We start from the raw sequence: 18,544 nt of genomic DNA on the forward strand, positions 1-18,544 counted from the left end.
GACGCTCTGCCCGCACAAGCCGGTATCAAGATTTTGTTAAATAATGATTATATCCGGTTGAAGAAAAAGCTCAAGGGGAAAGTAGGCAACGGTGGGGAGAGGAATTATCTAGTGTTCGGTGTGAGTGCATCTTCTGGAATGCGGCAGTCACACTGCCGCACGCCACAAGGGCCAACCTGCCACCCTAGCACACATCACACTGGCGCGAACATGGCATGCGGCAGTCACACGGCCGCACGCCATACGAGCTACGACACATCAAACTGGCGCGAACGCGGTGCGGGGAGGCCATACGCACGATGCGCCGCACCACTATGGAATGCGGCAGTCACACTGCCGCACTCCACAAGGGCCAACCTGCCACCCTAGCACACATCACACTGGCGCAAACATGGCATGCGGCAGTCACACGGCCGCACACCAGAAGATCTACGACCCATCACACTGGCGCGAACGCGGTGCGGGGATGCCATACGCGCGATGCACCGCACCACTATGGAATGCGGCAGTCACACTGCCGCACGCCACAAGGGCCAACCTGCCACCCTAGCACACATCACACTGGCGCGAACATGGCATGCGGCAGTCACACTGCCGCACGCCAGAAGAGCTACGACACATCAAACTGGCGCGAACGTGGTGCAGGGATGTACTCGACCGAAGGACGGCGCTGGGCAGTTTGCGGGTACAGCGCCATAATCTGGTAAATCTCGTCGGGCATTTCGGTGCTGATCGGCAAACCCAACTCACGCGCTTCGTCCACCGTAATCGGGTAATCGTGCGTCCAAACCCCGCTCGCCAGCGTATGGGCCACTTCTTCCGCCTGCTCAACCGTCATCTTATCGCGCAGCAGCTCACAAACAGCCCGCTTCACCTGCCGGATCGCCTTCTCGGCGATGTCGGCCATCATCAGCGTCTCATCATCAACTTCGCTAAGCGGCTTACGTTCGAGCACGCGCAAGATCGATGCCGCCGGATGCTGGCCCAACTGCGGGTCAACCGGCCCCAACACCGCGTTCTCATCCATCACAATCTCATCGGCAGCGAGCGCAATCAGCGTACCGCCTGACATCGCATAGTGCGGCACAAAGACCGTTACCTTGGCCGGATGCTTCTGGAGCGCGCGGGCAATCTGTTCGGAAGCCAGCACCAAACCGCCGGGAGTGTGCAGGATCAGGTCAATCGGAATATCGCGATCGGTCATCTTAATTGCGCGCAGCACCGCCTCTGAGTCTTCGATGCTAATGTAACGCACCAACGGAAAACCAAGCAGGCTCATCGTCTCTTGGCGATGGATCAGCGCAATCACCCGGCTCTTGCGCTTGCGCTCCAACTGCTCAAACAAGCGCTGGCGAGCGGCATCGAGCATACGCTGCTTAATCACCGGCTGCAACGACGTGATGATGAAAAAGAGCCACAACAGCGAAAAGAAGTCCATAGCTCACCTCTGCACAAGCCGTCACCACGGATAATACTGATCGCGATAGTAACGCCGCTCGTAGCGCCGTTGCCGGAAGAGCGGCGCCAGCACCAAGCCAGCGACAAAGCCGCCGATATGCGCCCACCACGCCACGCCACCCATCGCCTGCACGTCGATGAAGATTGAAAAGACGCCATTCGCCAGTTGCGAAATGAACCATAGCCCAAGGTAGACCACTGCCGGAATTTCAAAGAGCAACGGCAAAAAGAAGACGGGCACGAGCGTAATCACACGCGACGAAGGAAAGAAGATGAGATACGCTGCTAGCACGCCGCTCAGCGCCCCACTAGCGCCAACGGTGGGAAGCATGGAGGACGGATTGAACAAGACGTGGGTCAGCGCCGCCGCCACACCGCAGAGGAGATAGAAGATCAGGTAACGCTGGCTGCCCATACTGTCTTCAACGTTATCGCCAAAGATATAAAGCGCCAGCATATTGCTGAACAGGTGAAACCAGCCGCCGTGTATAAACATCGAGGTAAAAATGGTGAGCAGCTCAGCCGGATCGAGCGGGTTGGCCAAAAAGCGCGCCGGCACCAGCGCCAGCTCGTTAATCCACGCTGCGGCGAGACGGGTATCACGGACCATGAAGAGAAAGACCACCACATTCGCCGCGAGTAAGGCCCAGTTGACCGCCGGAAACGAGCGTGAGGGAATCGTGTCTTTCAATGGGAACATAGTGGCTCCGTTGACCGCGCAGAGATAGCGCTGCGAGGGCAGTATACTACATCTTACAACTGGCGTGTAGACCCTCTTGCATCCAAACGGAAAACGATACACTCCATCGTGAGGCGAACGGGCTTCATTAGAGTACCACATCTTGGGCGTGTCTGCACGACAACCGCCTCGGGCACGGATTGGCACAATAGGCAAGGCCAGCGAATCTGCGCTCATCCGTCGCATCCGTGCGTATCCGCGTCCCTTGCCCACACCTCAGAATAGGACACGGATTGGCACAGTTAGGCGAGAGCGGCAAGTCGGTGTGCATCGATCACATCCGTGTTCCATTCACCTTACCCCCGCTCGCACACATCCTTCAACCGCTGCATCTGCGCTTTCGCGTCGAGCTGCATCAGCGGCGCGATGGTTAGCGGCCAGATCAGATCGAGACCGGGCACCTTGAGCCGGTACTCGACCCGGTTTTGGATGAGGGTCTGATCGGCGCGGCCCTGCCACGGCAGCCAGTGCCACGCATCAAACCCCTCCCAGAAGCCATCGAAGGCCCACAACACTAGACCGGGCCGCCGTTCGGCCACCACATAGCCAGCTTCAAGCAACGGGCCAACGCCGGTGAGGCGCAAACGCCACGGCGCACCGGTATCAAAGCGCCAGCCATCGAGCGGCGTAAACTGCACTGCCGGCGACATCCACCGTTCCATCAGCGCCTGTTCAGTCATCACCCGCTCGACCCGATCCATCGGCGCGTTGACGACGACAAACTCCTCGAGCAGGTGGGGAAAGGGAGAGGACATCGCGTTTGTTCCTTTCAGGTGGAGATGCACGGCCGTGCGGCTTTACTAGGTGTGGCGACGCACTGCCGGGCGTCTTGACATGGTGACATACGACCGTGCGGCGTGACATGATATGGAGACGCACGGCCGTGCGTCTTTACTTGGTTTGGAGACGCACGGCCGTGCGTCTTTACGTGGTTTGGAGACGCACTGCCGTGCGGCTTTACGTGGTTTGGAGACGCACTGCCGTGCGGCTTTACGTGGTTTGGAGACGCACTGCCGTGCGACTTGACATGATGACATACGGACGTGCGGCGTGACATGATATGGAGACGCACTGCCGTGCGTCTCTACGGTTAAACGTCTGGCAATGACCAAATGCCGAAATTATCGAAATGCACCTCGACCCCGCCCTCCTCGCGGTAACAGGTGGTCGAAACGCCGATCCGCCCCGACGGATACGTCGCGTCACGGAGATCACCTACTACTACGCCGTTGATGAACAAACGGATGCGATCACCTTGCTTGATCACGCGCAGCCGGTTGACCTCGCCGATCGTGGTGAAGAGGCGAGGATCGCCCTCGACCAGCGTCACCAATTCACCCTCAGCCGGCACGATAAAGAGCCGGAAATAGTCGATGAAAAATTCAAACTTGTAAAAGCCAACATTGCGCTGCTGGCTAAACACCAGACTGCAACTGCCATCGCCACCGCCGCGCGCAATCCGGCAATCAACTTCGCTGATGAAATTGGTGAATGAGCTGAGTTCATACAACTCATACGACGTGCCGCGTCCCGTCCAGATGACTTTGAAGACGCCGTCTTCAATCAGATCGAGTTCGATCTCTTGGAAAACGCCGGTAAACCATGCGTTGCGGTTATCGACGAACTCATCGTAGAACACCCGGCGCGAACTAGCAAATAAGCCGCTCACTTCAGCCTCTACAGCCTGCGCGGTCTGGGTAGGAGCTAGCAACGCCTGCGCCTGCGCGGTCTGGGTAGGGGCCTGCGCCTGCGCGGTCTGCGCTTGGCTGGTGCGAGCCAGCGCCGCGGCGCCAAGCGGAGTCGGCTGGCCGGCGACGCCAACCACCGGCGTGGCGGTTGGCAACGAGGTAGCGTTGACCGCTTGGCGCGGGGTAGCAGTGGCAGTGGTAGTCGAGGCAGTGATGGTTGGGCGATTCAGCAAGACCAGCCAAATCCCCCCACCTACGATCAGCAAGCCGATCAGCCCGATGGCAACGAAGAGCACGATCTTGCCGGTTGCAGGCGATGGTGTTGTGGCTGGCGGGGATGGCAAGGGCGTAACAGGGGGTGGTGGCGCCGGTATCGCCGGTTGCGCCTGTTCCGGCATCCGCGCGCCGCAATTGGCGCAAAACCGTTCGCCTGCCGATACCGGTGACCCGCACTGCGGGCAATAGCGTGATTGAGACATGAAATTGCTCCGTGAGCAGCGTTTGCGGCTACTTGCGTAAACTTAGCATAGATTACCATTGCCGTGACACGCTCAGGATAGCATAAAGGGGGACACAACCTTGCAGGAGGGATTGGCCGCAATCGGTCTGTAGCGCCCGGCCCTGAAGGGCCGGGCTACCATTACAAAGCCCGCTGCGCGGGCTGACGGGAGCGATGCTGACGCAACGTCCGGTTTTCGCCTCCGCAACCTGCTGTGCGGGCTGGGACGGCGCAACTGTCCTTGCCCGCCCTGCATGCGCCCGCCCCGTTGCGCCCGGCCCTGAAGGGCCGGGCTACCATTACAAAGCCCGCTGCGCGGGCTGACGGGAGCGATGCTGACGCAACGTCCGGTTTTCGCCTCCGCAACCTGCTGTGCGGGCTGGGACGGCGCAACTGTCCTTGCCCGCCCTGCCTGCGCCCGCCCCGTTGCGCCCGGCCCTTCAGGGCCGGGCTACCATTACAAAGCCCGCTGCGCGGGCTGACGGGAGCGAGGTTGATGCGGAGCCCTAACCGGAAGGGTTAGGCAAGAATTAAGAAACTTGCAATGCAAACCAACACAATCTTAATCGATAGCAATCAGATTTCAAACGCATCATACGTTGTTGAATTTTGGTGATGTTCCTTTTGATTATGGATATAAGCAACAATATCTGCTAATGAACGCTTATCAACAGTAAGAGCTCCGTATCCGCTTTGCCATTTAAAAAACGTCTCTGGCGCAAGCTTGTGCGTCACAAGGTGAGTGCTAGCGCCTTTTACATTACCGGCTAGTTTTGCGATCGTTATGGTAGCGGGAAACGTTGTTAGGAGATGCATATGATCAGCAATACCACCAATCGCAAGCGGTTCGCAACCAAGTGCGCGGCATTGTTCAGCGATAGCAGCGTAGAGGGGTGTCTCAATCTCAGATGTGATTAAAGGAATGCGTTGCCACGTTGTCCATACGAGATGTACGTAGAGTTGAGTGAAGGTTGCCACAATGATGCTCCGATGTTCACTAGTTATAGAAATTTAACAGGAACACACGTCTCATTCCTAATTATTCCGTGATTAGGAATAGAGACTGTTAGATGATCTGATTATCGTCCCCAGCCCACGCAGTGGGCTTCGTAACCCCAGCCCGGCCCTTCAGGGCCGGGTACATCAGGACAGCCCGCCGCAGTTGCCAGCCCGCCCAGCGGGCTGCGTAACCCCAGCCCGGCCCTTCAGGGCCGGGTACATCAGGATAGCCCGCCTCAGTTGCCAGCCCGCCCAGCGGGCTGCGTAACCCCAGCCCGGCCCTTCAGGGCCGGGTACATCAGGACAGCCCGCCGCAGTTGCCAGCCCGCCCAGCGGGCTGCGTAACCCCAGCCCGGCCCTTCAGGGCCGGGTACATCAGGGCAACCCGCCGCAGTTCCCAGCCCGCCCAGCGGGCTGCGTAACCCCAGCCCGGCCCTTCAGGGCCGGGTACATCACGACCACCCGCCGCAGTCCCCAGCCCACGCAGTGGGCTTCGTAACCCCAGCCCAACCCTTCAGGGCCGGGTACATCAGGACAGCCCGCCTCAGTTGCCAGCCCGCCCAGCGGGCTTCGTAACCCCAGCCCGGCCCTTCAGGGCCGGGTACATCAGGACAGCCCGCCTCAGTTGCCAGCCCACGCAGTGGGCTTCGTAACCCCAGCCCAACCCTTCAGGGCCGGGTACATCAGGATAGCCCGCCTCAGTTGCCAGCCCGCCCAGCGGGCTTTGTAACTCCAGCCCGGCCCATCAGAGCAGGCTCCCCCTCACATCCGCGCCACCCGCACCGCCACACCGGCCCGTGCTTGGTAGGCCGCGGCAATGCGCTGCACCTCAGCTTCGGCATCGCTGCGGCCAAAGACGAGCACAGTGGCGTGCGTAGTCGCCACCGGCTGGCGCGCGCCGAAGATGGCCGGTGCGGCGAGCTGTTCGATCAGGGCATCGGCGTGCGGATCGGTCAAACCGAGCGCCGCCTGCTCCCAGTGGCTCTGGGTGAGGAGTTCACCCACTAAGTGGAGGTCGTCATCACGCTGGGCACGGCTGGCCGCAGCGCGCAGCAACGCCAGCGCGAGGCGGGTGCGTTGTTGTTCGGCGAGGGTGAAGGCGGCCAGCGCTGCCGGCGGCGCCGGATGCGGATGCGCGCTGGCGGGAAGCGCCGCCGGCAAGCGGGCCCGGTGCTGGCGGATGAAGTCGCTGATCGAGAGGCTGGCCAACGCCGGTTCACCATCGCGCGCGCCAAGCAGACTCTCAATGTGCAGCAGGGCCGTGCGCAGCCGCGCCAGCGGCTGGCGCGGCTCGTCACCCGCTTGGATAGCCCACAACGCGCAACCAGCGGGGAGATGGGCACTGCCACTGAGGTGAGCGGTGAGCGGATTGACAATGACCAGCTCGTTGGCCGGCGCATAGATAGCCGTGAGCGTGCCGATCAGCTCAGCGCCGGTGCTGCGCCGTTCGAGGCGGGCCAGCCCCTCAGCGCAGGTAATGGCCAATTCGCGCGGGGCAAGGTGAATACTGTACGCCTGCGCCAACGCTTTGGCAACGGCGGCGATCACACTGGCGGCAGGTATGAGCGCCTCCACCGATTGCAGCATCACCCGTGCGCCGCCGCCAAAGCGGGCAAATTCTTCGCGCATCAGCGCCACCCACGCCATCAGCGCCGGCCCCCACCACGGGCTGCGCGGCGGTTGGTGCAGGTCAATCTCGGCGACCGCATCGGCGTATTCGCGTGGCCCGCCCGGCAGAAACAGAGCAGTACAGGGGATTGAGTCGGTGCGCTGGCCAACCCGAAACCGGATGATCGGTTCCGGATCAGGCTGGAGCGCGACCATCACGCTAGGGCTGCCCGGCCACAGCAACGAGAGGATGCCAGCATCGGCCACAATACCGCCAAACAGATCAACCCACCCCGGCGCTTGCGTCACTGTAATCGAACGGTCACGGTCGAAGAATCCGCCCCGCTCAGCATGGGCATGGTGGGTGAACCGGTCAAGATGATTGGACATGCAATACTATCCGTGATGCCAATGGTACAGCCGCGCGGCCGTGCGGCGCTACCTACCGTGCAGCCACAATCGTCGCCCCCAGCGGCGCAGAAAGATCGGGAAAATGCAACCCCCGCAGCGTGATCGCACAAATCCCTTCGCCGCGCCGGGTGAGGCGATCGATCACGTTCGGATCACCCGAATCCGGCCCGCGCAGCACGATTTCGCTCTCGCCGAGCGGAATGCGCGCTTCGGCGGGAGCAGCCTGCGGCGTGATGCCGAGCAACGCCGCATAACGGCCGGCGCTCGCCACCGGATCGGTCACGGCGACGATCACCTCGGCAATACCGCGCGCGCCATTGCTGTGGCCCCAAAAATCGGCATCGGGCACCCGATACGCCCGATCGGTGACATCACCGCAGAGGAACGGCAAATCGGGGCTCGGCGGCCACGCTGTTTCCCACGCGAGGCTGATGCCATCGGGCCGGATGCGCCCGCCGGGAACCGGGCCGTTCATCATCAGGCCGCGATCAGCCGCGGCAGCAACCGCAATCGTAGTGTTATTCGTCAGAAGAGCAAAATCGATCAACCCCGGCCCAGCCGCCACATGCCGCCACCAGCGATGTTCGGGCGCAGGGCGGCGAAAGGCGAGCAGTTCAAGATACGTGCCATCGGGGAAGCTGATCAGCGCATTGTGGGTCGCGCCATCGGCATGTTCGCCGCCGGGAGCGACGACAAAACCGGCCGCAGTGTAGGCCGCCACCGCCGACGACAACTGCTCCACCAAAATGACGATGTGATCGAGAGCGTGAATCATAGCAACTCCGTAGCGAATAGGATAGCGACGGCCGGGTTTGGCAAAGGTAGCCGTGTTTATTATAATCGACAGTACAGCAAACGCGCACGATACAAGCAAGGGAGCCTACCAATGAGCGAAGAACGCTTTACCGCGCTGGTGGTGGAAGAAGGAGCCGATGGCCGGCGGGTTGAGTTTCGCGAATTGCCGTTGAGCGCATTGCCCCCCGGCGAGGTGTTGGTCAAGGTGGCCTATTCGACGCTCAATTACAAAGATGGGTTGGCGATCACCGGCAAAGGCAAAATCCTGCGCAGCAGCCCGCTCGCGCCGGGCATTGACTTTGCCGGCACGGTGGTCGAGTCGTCCGATCCGCGCTACCAACCCGGCGATCAGGTCGTGCTGACCGGCTGGGGAGTCGGTGAGCGGCATTGGGGCGGGTTTAGCCAATATACCCGGGTGAAGGGCGAGTGGTTAGTGCCGCTGCCAGCCGGTATGAGCTTGCTGCATGCGATGACGCTGGGCACCGCCGGGTTTACGGCGATGCTGTGCGTGCTGGCGCTCGAACGGCACGGGTTCATCCCCGGTCGCGAGGTGCTGGTTACCGGTGCTGCCGGCGGGGTGGGCAGCGTGGCAGTGGCGTTGCTGGCCAAAGCCGGGCACAAGGTGATCGCCGCCACCGGCAGACCCCACGAAGAGGCCTACTTGCGCGAACTCGGCGCGAGCGGCATCCTTGACCGCAATACCCTCACCGCCCCCGGCCGCCCGCTTGAGAGCGAACGCTGGGGCGGCGCGGTCGATACCGTTGGCGGAGCGGTGCTCTCCGGCGTGCTGCGTTCGATGGCGATGCGCAGCACGGTGGCCATCTGCGGCAATGCCGGCGGCGCCGAGTTTACCGCTTCTGTCTATCCATTTATTCTGCGCGGCGTGACGATGACCGGCGTCGAGTCGGTGATGGTGCCGCGCGAAGAACGCCTTGCTGCGTGGGATCGGCTGGCCCGCGACTTGTCGCCAGAACTGCTTGACCGGATGACGACGGTCATTCCTTTTGCTGAATTGCCGGCCTACGCTGAACAGATCACCAATGCCCAGACCCGCGGGCGGGTGGTAGTGGATGTGAACCAATGAGTAGTGTGCTCACTCGTGCTGCGATGCCAGCCGATGCGGCGGCGATTGCCGAGATCTACAACCAAGGCATCGCCGACCGCATCGCCACCTTTGAAACGCGACTGCGCACCGCTGAAGAGGTGGCAGGATGGTTTGGCGATCGCTTCCCGATCGTCGTCACGATCATCAATGACCAGATCGTTGCCTTCGCCGCCACCTTTCCCTATCGGGCCCGCGAGTGCTACGCCGGCATCGCCGAATTCTCGGTCTATGTCGCCCGCGAATGGCGCGGGCGCGGGATTGGCCGGCTTACTATGCTGGCGCTGATCGAAGCCGCCACCCGCGCCGGGTTCTGGAAGCTGCTCTCGCGGGTATTTGTCGAGAATACCGCGAGCCGGGCAATGCTAGCGTCGGTCGGCTTTCGCGAGGTTGGGATTTACGAGAAACATGCCCAGCTCGATGGGCGCTGGCGCGATGTGGTGGTTGTCGAGCGGTTAATTGCCGCGAATCTGGGTGGCGGATAACGCCGTCACGACGAACGCTGTCATTATTATTGCACAATGTTTGCACAGTTTTGATACAGCCTTAGCCAACGGACAATCTCCTCATAATCTTCTCATAATCAAAGCCGCTTAGACTGCATACGGCGATGCAATGGCATCGTCAGCAACGCCTGCTCAGGAGGATGCTCTGTATGCGGTCTCTGCGGCTTTTGTTGATCGTGACGATTGTGACGCTGGCGCTGGCGGCTTGTGGCGCGAGCGGCGGCAACACTGGCGGAAACACCACCTCGAATGCCAATTCACCGGTCATTATCGCATGGTTGCCGAACGAGTCGGGAGCTGACCTGAAAGATGCCCGCGATGCAATCGGTGCGGTCGTGAGCGAAGCGCTCGGTCGCCCGGTTGAACATCGCACCACGACCGACTACTTGATCGCGGTGGAAGCGTTGGCTAACAACACCGCCCACCTCGGCTTCTTCGGCGCGGAAGGCTATGTCCAAGCGCACGACAAGAACCCGAAAGTCATTCCGCTGGTCGTGCCGAGCGGTTCGGATGGCACCCTGAAGACGGCCGTCTACTATAGCTGGCTGGCCGTGGCCCGTGGCCAAGAGGGCAACTACCAAGTGAACGGCGTCTACAAGATCGACAATATTCAAGGCAAGCGCTTCGCCTTCGTCTCGAGCAGCTCAACATCGGGCTTCCGCGTACCCTCATCGAATATCATCAAGTACTTCAGCCAGCAAGAGAAGTGGAAGAATCTCAATGCCGACGAGCTGATTGAAGGCGGCCCCAACAAATTCTTCAGCGAAGTGCAGTTCGGCGGTTCGCATCAGGGATCGGCGGTGGCCTTGCTGTCGGGCGCGGTTGATGTGGCGGCGTTCTGCGATACCTGTGTCCAGAATTATGTCGAATTGGTATCGGGTGAAGAGAACAAGCCCGGCGCAGTTTACCGCGTGCTAAATAATGCCCCCGAACCGTTCGATAAGTTCCCCGGCGCTGAGTTTGTGATCATCTCGGCTACCCCGGTGATTAACGCGCCCTTCGTCGCCAACAGCGGCATGCTGACCGCCGATGAGATCAAGCGGCTGCAAGACAAGCTAACCTCGGATGAAGTGGCGAACAATCCGCGCATCTTCGCGACCAAGGCCGAGATCGACGCCGGCTTTAAGCCACTCTTCCGCAAGACGAAGGAAGAGCGCTTCTTGGTGGTTGATGACTCCTTCTTCAACCCCATCCGGGCAATGCGTTAAACCAAGCCGAGACTAGCAGCAGTGGAGCTGGCGAATGATACCGCCAGCTCTGCTTTTGCAGCATGGAGTGCGGCGGTTAAACTGCCGCACTCCATAAGAGCGATGTCTCAGAGGTTTCAACCCTGTGCGCACCTGCCACAGCAAAGCGCAGTTAGAGGCCCATCACAGAAATGAGGTTGCATGAGCCTGCTCGAACTTGATCAAGTGACCAAGCGGTACGGCGCCGAGACGCTGGCGCTCGATTCGATCACCTTTTCGGTGCAACCCGGCGAGTTTGTCGCGATTATTGGCCCTTCCGGGGCGGGGAAGTCAACCCTGCTGCGCAGTATCAACCGCTTGATTGACATTACCAGCGGCGACATCCGGTTCGACGGCGTCAGCGTGCCGCAGTTGCGCGGCCAAGCCCTGCGCCACCACCGCACCCAGATCGGGATGATCTTCCAGCACTACAATCTCGTCAACCGGCTGAGCGTGATCGAGAATGTGTTGCATGGGCGGCTCGGTTATAAGAATACGCTGCAAGGTATGCTTGGCCTCTACAGCGAGCAAGAGAAGCGCGAGGCGGTGCGCATTCTCGAAACGCTCGGCTTGAGCGAGCAGATGTATAAGCGCTGCGACCAGCTCAGCGGCGGCCAGAAGCAGCGAGTCGGCATTGCCCGCGCGCTGGTGCAGCAACCGAAGATGCTGCTCTGCGATGAGCCGATCGCTTCGCTTGACCCCAGCTCGGCCAAGGTGATCATGGATACCCTGCAAGAGATTAATCGCTCGACCGGGATTACGGTGCTGGTCAATCTGCATCAGGTTGATGTGGCGCTGCACTACGCCGAGCGGATCATCGGCGTCAACCGGGGCCGGGTGATTTACGACGGGCCGCCGCATGCGCTGAGCAATGCCCAAATCTACCAAATCTACGGCTCGGAAGCGGGCGAACTGATCCTCGATCTGAAGGAGCGCTATGCAGCCTGATGCTTTTTTTCGTCGCCGCCGGATTCAGTCTGCGCTCTTTTTCCTCGCGATGGTGGCCATGACCTATGGCGGCATGGTGTTGACCCAATTCGATCTGGTGCAGGGTTTGAGCGTCATTCCGCGCGCGTTTGCGTGGGGCATCGCCAATTTCGTGCCCGATGAACGGGCATGGGCGCGCTTGCCGCGCATTCTTGAGAAGTTGCAAGAGACGGTGCTGATTGCCGTAGCTTCCTCAACCATCGCCTCGATCTTTGGCTTAGGGCTAGCCCTGCTCGGCGCCAACACCACCCGCCCGCACCCGTGGTTTAGCCTGCCGGCCCGCGCCATCGCCAGCATCTTCCGCAATATTGACGTGTCGGTGTGGGCGCTGATTTTGCTCTTTTCGTTCGGGCAAAGCGGCTTTACCGGTTTCTTTGCCCTCTTTTTCGTTACCTTCGGCTTCATCACCCGCGTGATGGTCGAGACCATTGATGAAGTGGGGATCGAGCCGGTCGAGGCGCTGCGCGCTACCGGCGCCGGCTACACCGCGATTATCAGCCAGAGTGTGATCCCGGCTTGCTTGCCGCAACTGATTAGCTGGGTGCTGTACATGATCGAAACCAACATCCGCAGCGCCACGCTGGTCGGCATTCTCACCGGCACCGGGATCGGTTTTCTATTCGACCTCTACTTCAAGAACTTTAGCTACGGTTCGGCCAGCCTTGTGGTGCTGGCAACGGTCGCTGTGGTCTTGTTGATCGAAACGGTATCGAACTATATCCGAAGGACGATTCTCTGATGGAGACGACGCTGCCTTCTGGCCGGATTCGGGTGCGCCCGCGCAGCCACGCCAATACGGTGTTGCAGGCGACGCTGATTGTGTTGGCGTTGCTGACCGTCTACGGTCTGATCACTATTGACACCCGCAACATTAATGTCGTTACCGCCTTTGGCGACATGCTCAACAATTTTCGCGTCGTGCTGTTTGAGGCGCGGTTGAAAAATTTGAGCTGGCTCGATCTGTTTCGCGAGTTGATGATTACGGTTGCGCTTGGCCTGTTGACCACGGTCTTTGGCGCGATCATTGCCTTTTTCCTTGCTCTGCTTGCCGCTCAGAATCTGGCCCCGCGCCGGGTCAATGATGCAGTGAAGGTCGTGATGGCCTTCATCCGCGCGGTGCCAACCGTGCTCTGGGTGCTGTTCTTCGCCGTTACCGCCGGATTGGGCAGCGTGGCGGCAGTGATTGGCATGACGTTTCACTCGGTCGGCTATCTGGTGAAGGCGTATGCCGAAACCTTCGAGGAACTAGATGCGGGGGTGTTAGAGGCCTTGCGCGCCAGCGGCGGCAACTGGTGGCAGACGGTGTTTCAAGCGGTGGTGCCTTCGTCGGCATCGGCCCTGCTCTCGTGGACGTTTGTGCGGTTTGAGATTAACTTTTCGGTCGCGATTGCGATGGGGGCGACTGCCGGCGCCGGCGGGATCGGTTTTGACATGTTTATGGCCAGCGCCTTCTACCTTGATCTGCGCGAGTTAGGCATCTTTACGTATGCGGTACTGATTTTTGCCATTCTATTGGAATGGGGGGCAACCCGCTTGAAAGAGACCGTCGGCGTGAAGCGGCAGGCGTAACGTCTACGAAACCGCAACAGGAGATCAGCATGCTCACGACCTCGCATATTCTGAGTTGCAGTCCACCCCACCTCGTCTGCGCGTTGGCCGAGCAGGTGCTGGCGCGGTATGACCGCGATGCGGTGACGTTCATCAGCGGCCCGCGCTGCGTGCTGGTGCAGTTGCGCATGATCGAGGGCGTTGCCGAGACGGTCTTCAATGCGGGTGAGATTCTCGTCACCGAGACGCGGTTGGAACTGGCCGGCCAGTTTGGGTTTGGGATGGTGATCGGGCGCGACCCCGATCACGCCACGGCGTTGGCCGTGCTCGACGCGGCGCTGCGCATGCCGGGTGATCCGCACGCCGATCTGCGCCCGCGCATCGCCGAGCTGGGGCAGGCGCTGAGCGCCGCTTATGAACGGCGTTTTGCCGCCGCCGCAGCGACGCGGGTTGAGTTTGAGACGTTTTGAACGGGAGATGAATAGCCACGAAAAGACACAAAAGACGCAAAGTCGCAGAGGATTCACATGCAAAGGCGCAGTAGAGCCGGACGGCTGTCCGGCTTCGCAGAGGACGCAGAGGATTTTTGGATAGGGTTCACCCTCGACGCCCTCCCCTTCCCCCAGCGAAAGGCCGGGGGTAGGGGCAATCCTTGCACGAACTATTCGCTCAGGCATCCTTCCCGCTGAAGCGGGAGATTGCTTCGGGCGCTGCGCGCCCTCGCAATGACAGCAGGACTGGACAGGGCGAGGCGGAGGATGATACCCTCATCCCCGGCCCCTGCTCCAACCTCACGGCAGGAGCGGGTGAACCGCGCAGGATGTGGGTACGGCATTGCTGGCACGGTAGACAGCAGCGCCCCTCTCCTGCGTTGCGGGAGAGGGGCAGGGGGTGAGGGTCAATCTCCCCTCCCCCGCTGGGGGAGGGGCCGGGGTTAGGGGTAATCCTTGCACGGACTATTCGCTCAGGCATCCTTTCCGCTGACGCGGGAGATTGCTTCGGGCGCTGCGCGCCCTCGCAATGACAGCAGGACTGGACAGGGCGAGGCGGAGGATGATACTCTCATCCCCGGCCCCCGCTCCAACCTCACGGCAGGAGCGGGTGAACCGCGCAGGAGGTGGGTACGGCATTGCTGGCACGGTAGACAGCAGCGCCCCTCTCCTGCGTTGCGGGAGAGGGGCCGGGGGTGAGGGTCAATCTCCCCTTCCCCCAGCGGGGGAGGGGCCGGGGGTGGGGGCTATTCCCATCCCAACCCGTATACGCTGCGGGCCGGCGGCCCGCGCTCCTGATGACACATAATCTACATGAGAATCGCCTATGACCATCGTCGCTACACCACCCACACCGATCGAACGCTTTAACGGCCTTGCCTTCCGCGTACTGCTCGATTGCTTAGCCCGTCCCGGTAAGGTGGGCCACTTGCCGCCGCCACCCTTCGCCGATCTGCCGCCGCTGCCGGACGGCACGCCCCCCAATGCAACCGCCGTCGCCGCCGGGATGAGCCTGCTCGACCAGACGGTGAGCTTTGTCCATGCCGCAGGCGAGGAATGGTTGCCGGTTGATCATCCGCTGACGCGCTGGATTGCCCTGCGCACGAACGCTCGCCCGGTAGAGGCTGCTGCCGCTGATTTCGCCCTCTTGCACGACCCAGCCGGGACGGCGCTGTTTGGTGAACTCGCGGCGGGATCGTTGCTCTACCCCGAACGCAGTTGCACCGTCTTTCTTAGCGTACCGGCGATTGCACTCAACGGTGAGACGTTGCGTCTGCGCGGGCCGGGGATTGCTACGACAGCCACGGTTGGCTTGCGCGGCGTGGCTCCGACCGAGCTGGCCGCTATTGCATCACGGCCAAGCCAGTTTCCGCTGGGGATCGATCTGTTTCTAATCGATCAGCAGGGGCGGTGCTTGGGGTTGCCGCGCACAACGCAGATTGAGGTTATCTGAGTTTTTTACCGCAGAGGGCGCGGAGGACGCAGAGGATGGGGAGTAAGGAGTGAAGGTGTGATCCACGCTCTTCAACCATTAATGCGATAGATAAAGGAGCCGGTATGGGATACGTTGCGGTGCGCGGGGGCAGTGAAGCCGTTGCCCGCGCCGAAGAGTTAGTCGAGTGTTTGCGCTTGCTTGGCGGCAGCACGCCGCTGCAACTGCCGCAGATTCGCGACCAACTGCGCCACGCCGTGAGCCGGGCCATGCACGAGGGTGCGCTCTATGCGCCGTTGCTGGCGGCGCTGGCGGTCAAGCAGGCTGAAGGCGACAGTATCGAAGCAGCGTTTTTGCTGCGCGCCTACCGCACCACCTTGCCGCGGGTGATGGCCTCGTTGCCGGTGTCAGGGCGCGAGATGTTCTGTTTGCGCCGGATTTCGGCGTCGTTCAAAGATATTCCCGGCGGCCAGATGCTGGGGCCGGCCACCGATTACTTGATTCGCTTGTTGCAGCCGGCGCTGGCCCACGAAGACGTGCGGGCCGTGATTGCTGCCGCCGAACGCTACGCGGCGCTGGTGGAGGCCGGCAAACCCCAACCCGGCGCGTGGGGCCGCTTCCCCAAAGTGACCGAGTATATGCGGCAAGAGCAGATGATTGTGGATGTGCCTGCCGAACCGGCGCGTGAAGAGCCGTTTGACATCACCCGCGAACCGCTCACCTTCCCCTGCCCGCGCAGCGCCCGTCTGCAAGCGATGGCCCAAGCCGATACCGGCAGCCTCATGAGTCTGGCCTATAGCAGCACACGCGGCTACGGCGATGCCCACCCGACGCTGGTCGAGCTACGTTACGGCTACCTGCCGGTGCATGTCGCGCACCCGCTCACCGGCGAGCCGGTCACGATCGGCGAGATTGAAGCGACCGAGGCTGAAATCGCCTCGAAGGCGCATAGCGTGACGAATCACGCCGAACCGCCGCGCTTCAACGTCGGCTATGGCTTCGCCTTCGGCCAGAGCGAACTCAAGGTGATGAGTATGGCCATTCTCGATAGCGTGTTGACGCAGGCCCGCATTGGCAGCCTTGCCGGTGAGTCGGGGCCGGCGGCGAATGAAGAGTTTGTCTTGCTGCACACCGACGGGATCGAGGCCAGCGGCTTCGTCGCCCATTACAAGTTGCCGCATTATGTCACCTTTGCCGCCGACCTCAGCGTGCTGGATCGGGCGCGCGATCACCATGCGCAGCGGCAGAGCCGGCTCGGCCAGTTGGTTGATCAGGCGCTCACCAGTGATTCACGCTAAGGTTGAAGGGTAACGAACCGCCGTGTCCCATGTCAAACAAGGACAGAGCACGCTATGAGCGAAACTTCCGATCAGCTCTACAATTTCGCCCTGCTCGATGAAGACGCCAAACGCGAGATCCGGCGCAAGCTGTTGAAAGCAGTCGCCATTCCCGGCCACCTCGTGCCGTTTGCCAGCCGCGATCTGCCGATTGCCCGCGGCTGGGGCACCGGCGGGTTGCAGATTACGCTGTCGATCATCACTCCAGACGATACGCTCAAGGTGATCGATCAAGGCGACGACGAGAGCGTCAATGCAGTCAATTTGCGCCGGCTGATCACCCGCACCACCGGCGTCGCTACTACTACCGACACCGCTGCGGCAACGATCATCCAAACCCGCCACCGCATCCCCGAAGAGCCAATGCGGGCCGATCAGATTCTGGTCTTGCAGGTGCCGATGGCCGATCCGCTGCGCTGGGTGGAACCGAACCTCGAACGAGCCACGATCATGCACAGCGAAGCTGACTACGGCAAGATGTGGGTCTATATGTACGAGAGTGTGGTGCGGGCCGGCGATCTGCGCATCGCTAGCCAGTATCCGGTGATCGTCAACCGGCGCTATCTGATGGACACCACCCCCATCCCGCGCTGGGATGTGCCGAAGCTGCACATGGCCGACACCCTCTACCTGTTTGGGGCCGGACGCGAGAAGCGCATCTACGCGGTGCCGCCCTACACCGTGGTCGAACCGCTCCAGTTTGAGGATTACCCCTTCCGCACCGAGTACCGGCCCGGCCAGCGCTGCGCGCGGTGCGGGGCGGACAACACCTTTCTCACCGAGCATTTTGTCAGCGACAGCAACGGCGGACGGTGGGAAACCACCTGTTCCGACGCAGCGTACTGCGCGAAGCGCGTGGCGCAGATGGAGGCGACGGCATGATCGACGATTGGATTCTGCGGGTCGAGCAGCTCTCGAAGCACTTTGGGCCAACCTGCCCCGATTGCCGCCGCCTGACCGGCCCCGACACCGGTCGCTCGCAGTGCCCGCGCTGTGGGACGGTCTGGGCCTGTGTTGAGGCGAACTTGCAATTGAACGCGGGTGAAGTGTTGGGCATCGTCGGCGAGAGCGGCAGCGGCAAGAGCACCCTGTTGCAGATGATCTATCTGGCCCTGCGCCCCGACAGCGGCCACATCTGGTACCGCGACAACGGCGGGCCGCCGCGCGACCTCACTACCCTCGACCGCTACGAAGCGCGGCTGTTCCGCAACACCAAACTCGGCATTGTTTACCAGCGCCCCGAACTGGGCTTAAACATGCGCTTTTCGGTAGGAGGCAATGTCGCCGAAAAGCTGCTGCTGGCCGAATGGCGGCACTTTGGCCGCATCCGCGCCCGCACCGCCGAATTGATGGTCAAAACCGAACTGCCGCCGGAACGGATCGACGACGAACCGCCGACCTTCAGCGGCGGCATGTTGCAGCGCGTACAGATCGCCAAGGCGCTCGCTAGCCGGCCCAGCCTATTGCTGCTCGACGAAATCACTAGCGGGCTCGATGTCTCGGTGCAAGCCCGCGTGCTCGACCTGCTGCGCCGGATTCAGTGGGAAGACCGGATCACCATGCTGCTGGTATCGCACGATCTCGGCGTGGTGCGCCAACTGGCCCGCCGCACGATTGTGATGAAGAACGGCCACATTGTCGAAGCGGGGTTGACCGACCAAATCCTCGAAGACCCGCAGCACCCGTACACCCAACTGCTGGTCTCGTCGGCGTTGTAA

General features: G+C 61.4%; 18 protein-coding genes. 11 read left to right on the forward strand and 7 right to left on the reverse strand.

Going from position 1 to position 18,544, the window contains the following annotated elements:
* Nucleotides 1-610 precede the first annotated feature (610 nt).
* The 7 genes from A6A03_RS17310 to A6A03_RS17335 form a co-directional block, all read right to left on the reverse strand.
* Nucleotides 611-1,438: an SDH family Clp fold serine proteinase gene (locus A6A03_RS17310; RefSeq protein ID WP_066790795.1), complete on the reverse strand. Its 828-nt coding sequence runs from the start codon at nt 1,436-1,438 to the stop codon at nt 611-613.
* 21 nt (nt 1,439-1,459) lie between these two features.
* Nucleotides 1,460-2,158: a rhomboid family intramembrane serine protease gene (locus tag A6A03_RS17315; protein WP_066790797.1), complete on the reverse strand. Its 699-nt coding sequence runs from the start codon at nt 2,156-2,158 to the stop codon at nt 1,460-1,462.
* Nucleotides 2,159-2,493: 335 nt separating this feature from the next.
* The gene (locus A6A03_RS17320) at nt 2,494-2,952 is read right to left on the reverse strand and encodes an SRPBCC family protein (protein WP_066790800.1); all 459 of its coding nucleotides are present in this window, start codon (nt 2,950-2,952) and stop codon (nt 2,494-2,496) included.
* 335 nt (nt 2,953-3,287) lie between these two features.
* Complete coding sequence (locus A6A03_RS17325; protein WP_156525377.1) at nt 3,288-4,364, reverse strand: zinc-ribbon domain-containing protein; 1,077 nt, start codon at nt 4,362-4,364, stop codon at nt 3,288-3,290.
* A gap of 596 nt (nt 4,365-4,960) precedes the next feature.
* On the reverse strand, nt 4,961-5,362 hold the full coding sequence (gene tnpA / locus A6A03_RS20060; protein ID WP_245669046.1) for an IS200/IS605 family transposase: 402 nt from the start codon (nt 5,360-5,362) through the stop codon (nt 4,961-4,963).
* A gap of 783 nt (nt 5,363-6,145) precedes the next feature.
* Nucleotides 6,146-7,381, reverse strand: coding sequence for a hypothetical protein (locus tag A6A03_RS17330; RefSeq protein WP_066790802.1), 1,236 nt, complete (start codon nt 7,379-7,381; stop codon nt 6,146-6,148).
* A gap of 52 nt (nt 7,382-7,433) precedes the next feature.
* Nucleotides 7,434-8,177, reverse strand: a complete 744-nt coding sequence (locus A6A03_RS17335) for a VOC family protein (protein WP_066790804.1) — start codon at nt 8,175-8,177, stop codon at nt 7,434-7,436.
* Between the two features lie 111 nt (nt 8,178-8,288).
* Between A6A03_RS17335 and A6A03_RS17340 the strand changes: the two genes are divergently transcribed.
* From A6A03_RS17340 to A6A03_RS17390, 11 genes are all read left to right on the forward strand, one after another.
* Nucleotides 8,289-9,281, forward strand: coding sequence for an MDR family oxidoreductase (locus A6A03_RS17340; RefSeq protein ID WP_066790807.1), 993 nt, complete (start codon nt 8,289-8,291; stop codon nt 9,279-9,281).
* Nucleotides 9,278-9,784, forward strand: coding sequence for an arsinothricin resistance N-acetyltransferase ArsN1 family A (locus A6A03_RS17345; RefSeq protein WP_066790809.1), 507 nt, complete (start codon nt 9,278-9,280; stop codon nt 9,782-9,784). The genes A6A03_RS17340 and A6A03_RS17345 overlap by 4 nt, the downstream gene beginning before the upstream one ends.
* 170 nt (nt 9,785-9,954) lie before the next feature.
* The gene (locus tag A6A03_RS17350) at nt 9,955-11,013 is read left to right on the forward strand and encodes a phosphate/phosphite/phosphonate ABC transporter substrate-binding protein (protein WP_066790811.1); all 1,059 of its coding nucleotides are present in this window, start codon (nt 9,955-9,957) and stop codon (nt 11,011-11,013) included.
* Nucleotides 11,014-11,193: 180 nt separating this feature from the next.
* Entirely contained in the window at nt 11,194-11,979 is a 786-nt protein-coding gene (gene phnC, locus A6A03_RS17355; RefSeq protein ID WP_066790813.1) for a phosphonate ABC transporter ATP-binding protein, read from the forward strand.
* Nucleotides 11,969-12,757 carry a phosphonate ABC transporter, permease protein PhnE gene (gene phnE, locus A6A03_RS17360; RefSeq protein ID WP_066790815.1) on the forward strand — a complete coding sequence of 263 codons (789 nt, stop codon included), beginning with the start codon at nt 11,969-11,971 and terminating at the stop codon, nt 12,755-12,757. The genes phnC and phnE overlap by 11 nt, the downstream gene beginning before the upstream one ends.
* A complete protein-coding gene (locus A6A03_RS17365; RefSeq protein WP_066790818.1) occupies nt 12,757-13,587 on the forward strand; it encodes a PhnE/PtxC family ABC transporter permease in 831 nt (276 codons plus the stop codon). Before phnE ends, A6A03_RS17365 begins: the two co-directional genes overlap by 1 nt.
* Before the next feature lie 29 nt (nt 13,588-13,616).
* On the forward strand, nt 13,617-14,036 hold the full coding sequence (gene phnG, locus A6A03_RS17370; RefSeq protein WP_066790821.1) for a phosphonate C-P lyase system protein PhnG: 420 nt from the start codon (nt 13,617-13,619) through the stop codon (nt 14,034-14,036).
* An 847-nt stretch (nt 14,037-14,883) separates the two neighbouring features.
* Nucleotides 14,884-15,510, forward strand: coding sequence for a phosphonate C-P lyase system protein PhnH (gene phnH / locus A6A03_RS17375; RefSeq protein WP_066790824.1), 627 nt, complete (start codon nt 14,884-14,886; stop codon nt 15,508-15,510).
* A 104-nt stretch (nt 15,511-15,614) separates the two neighbouring features.
* A complete protein-coding gene (locus A6A03_RS17380; RefSeq protein ID WP_066790826.1) occupies nt 15,615-16,787 on the forward strand; it encodes a carbon-phosphorus lyase complex subunit in 1,173 nt (390 codons plus the stop codon).
* Nucleotides 16,788-16,841: 54 nt separating this feature from the next.
* On the forward strand, nt 16,842-17,708 hold the full coding sequence (locus A6A03_RS17385) for an alpha-D-ribose 1-methylphosphonate 5-phosphate C-P-lyase PhnJ (RefSeq protein WP_066790828.1): 867 nt from the start codon (nt 16,842-16,844) through the stop codon (nt 17,706-17,708).
* Nucleotides 17,705-18,544, forward strand: coding sequence for an ATP-binding cassette domain-containing protein (locus tag A6A03_RS17390; protein WP_066790830.1), 840 nt, complete (start codon nt 17,705-17,707; stop codon nt 18,542-18,544). The genes A6A03_RS17385 and A6A03_RS17390 overlap by 4 nt, the downstream gene beginning before the upstream one ends.

The organism is Chloroflexus islandicus (genome assembly GCF_001650695.1).
Taxonomy (GTDB): domain Bacteria; phylum Chloroflexota; class Chloroflexia; order Chloroflexales; family Chloroflexaceae; genus Chloroflexus; species Chloroflexus islandicus.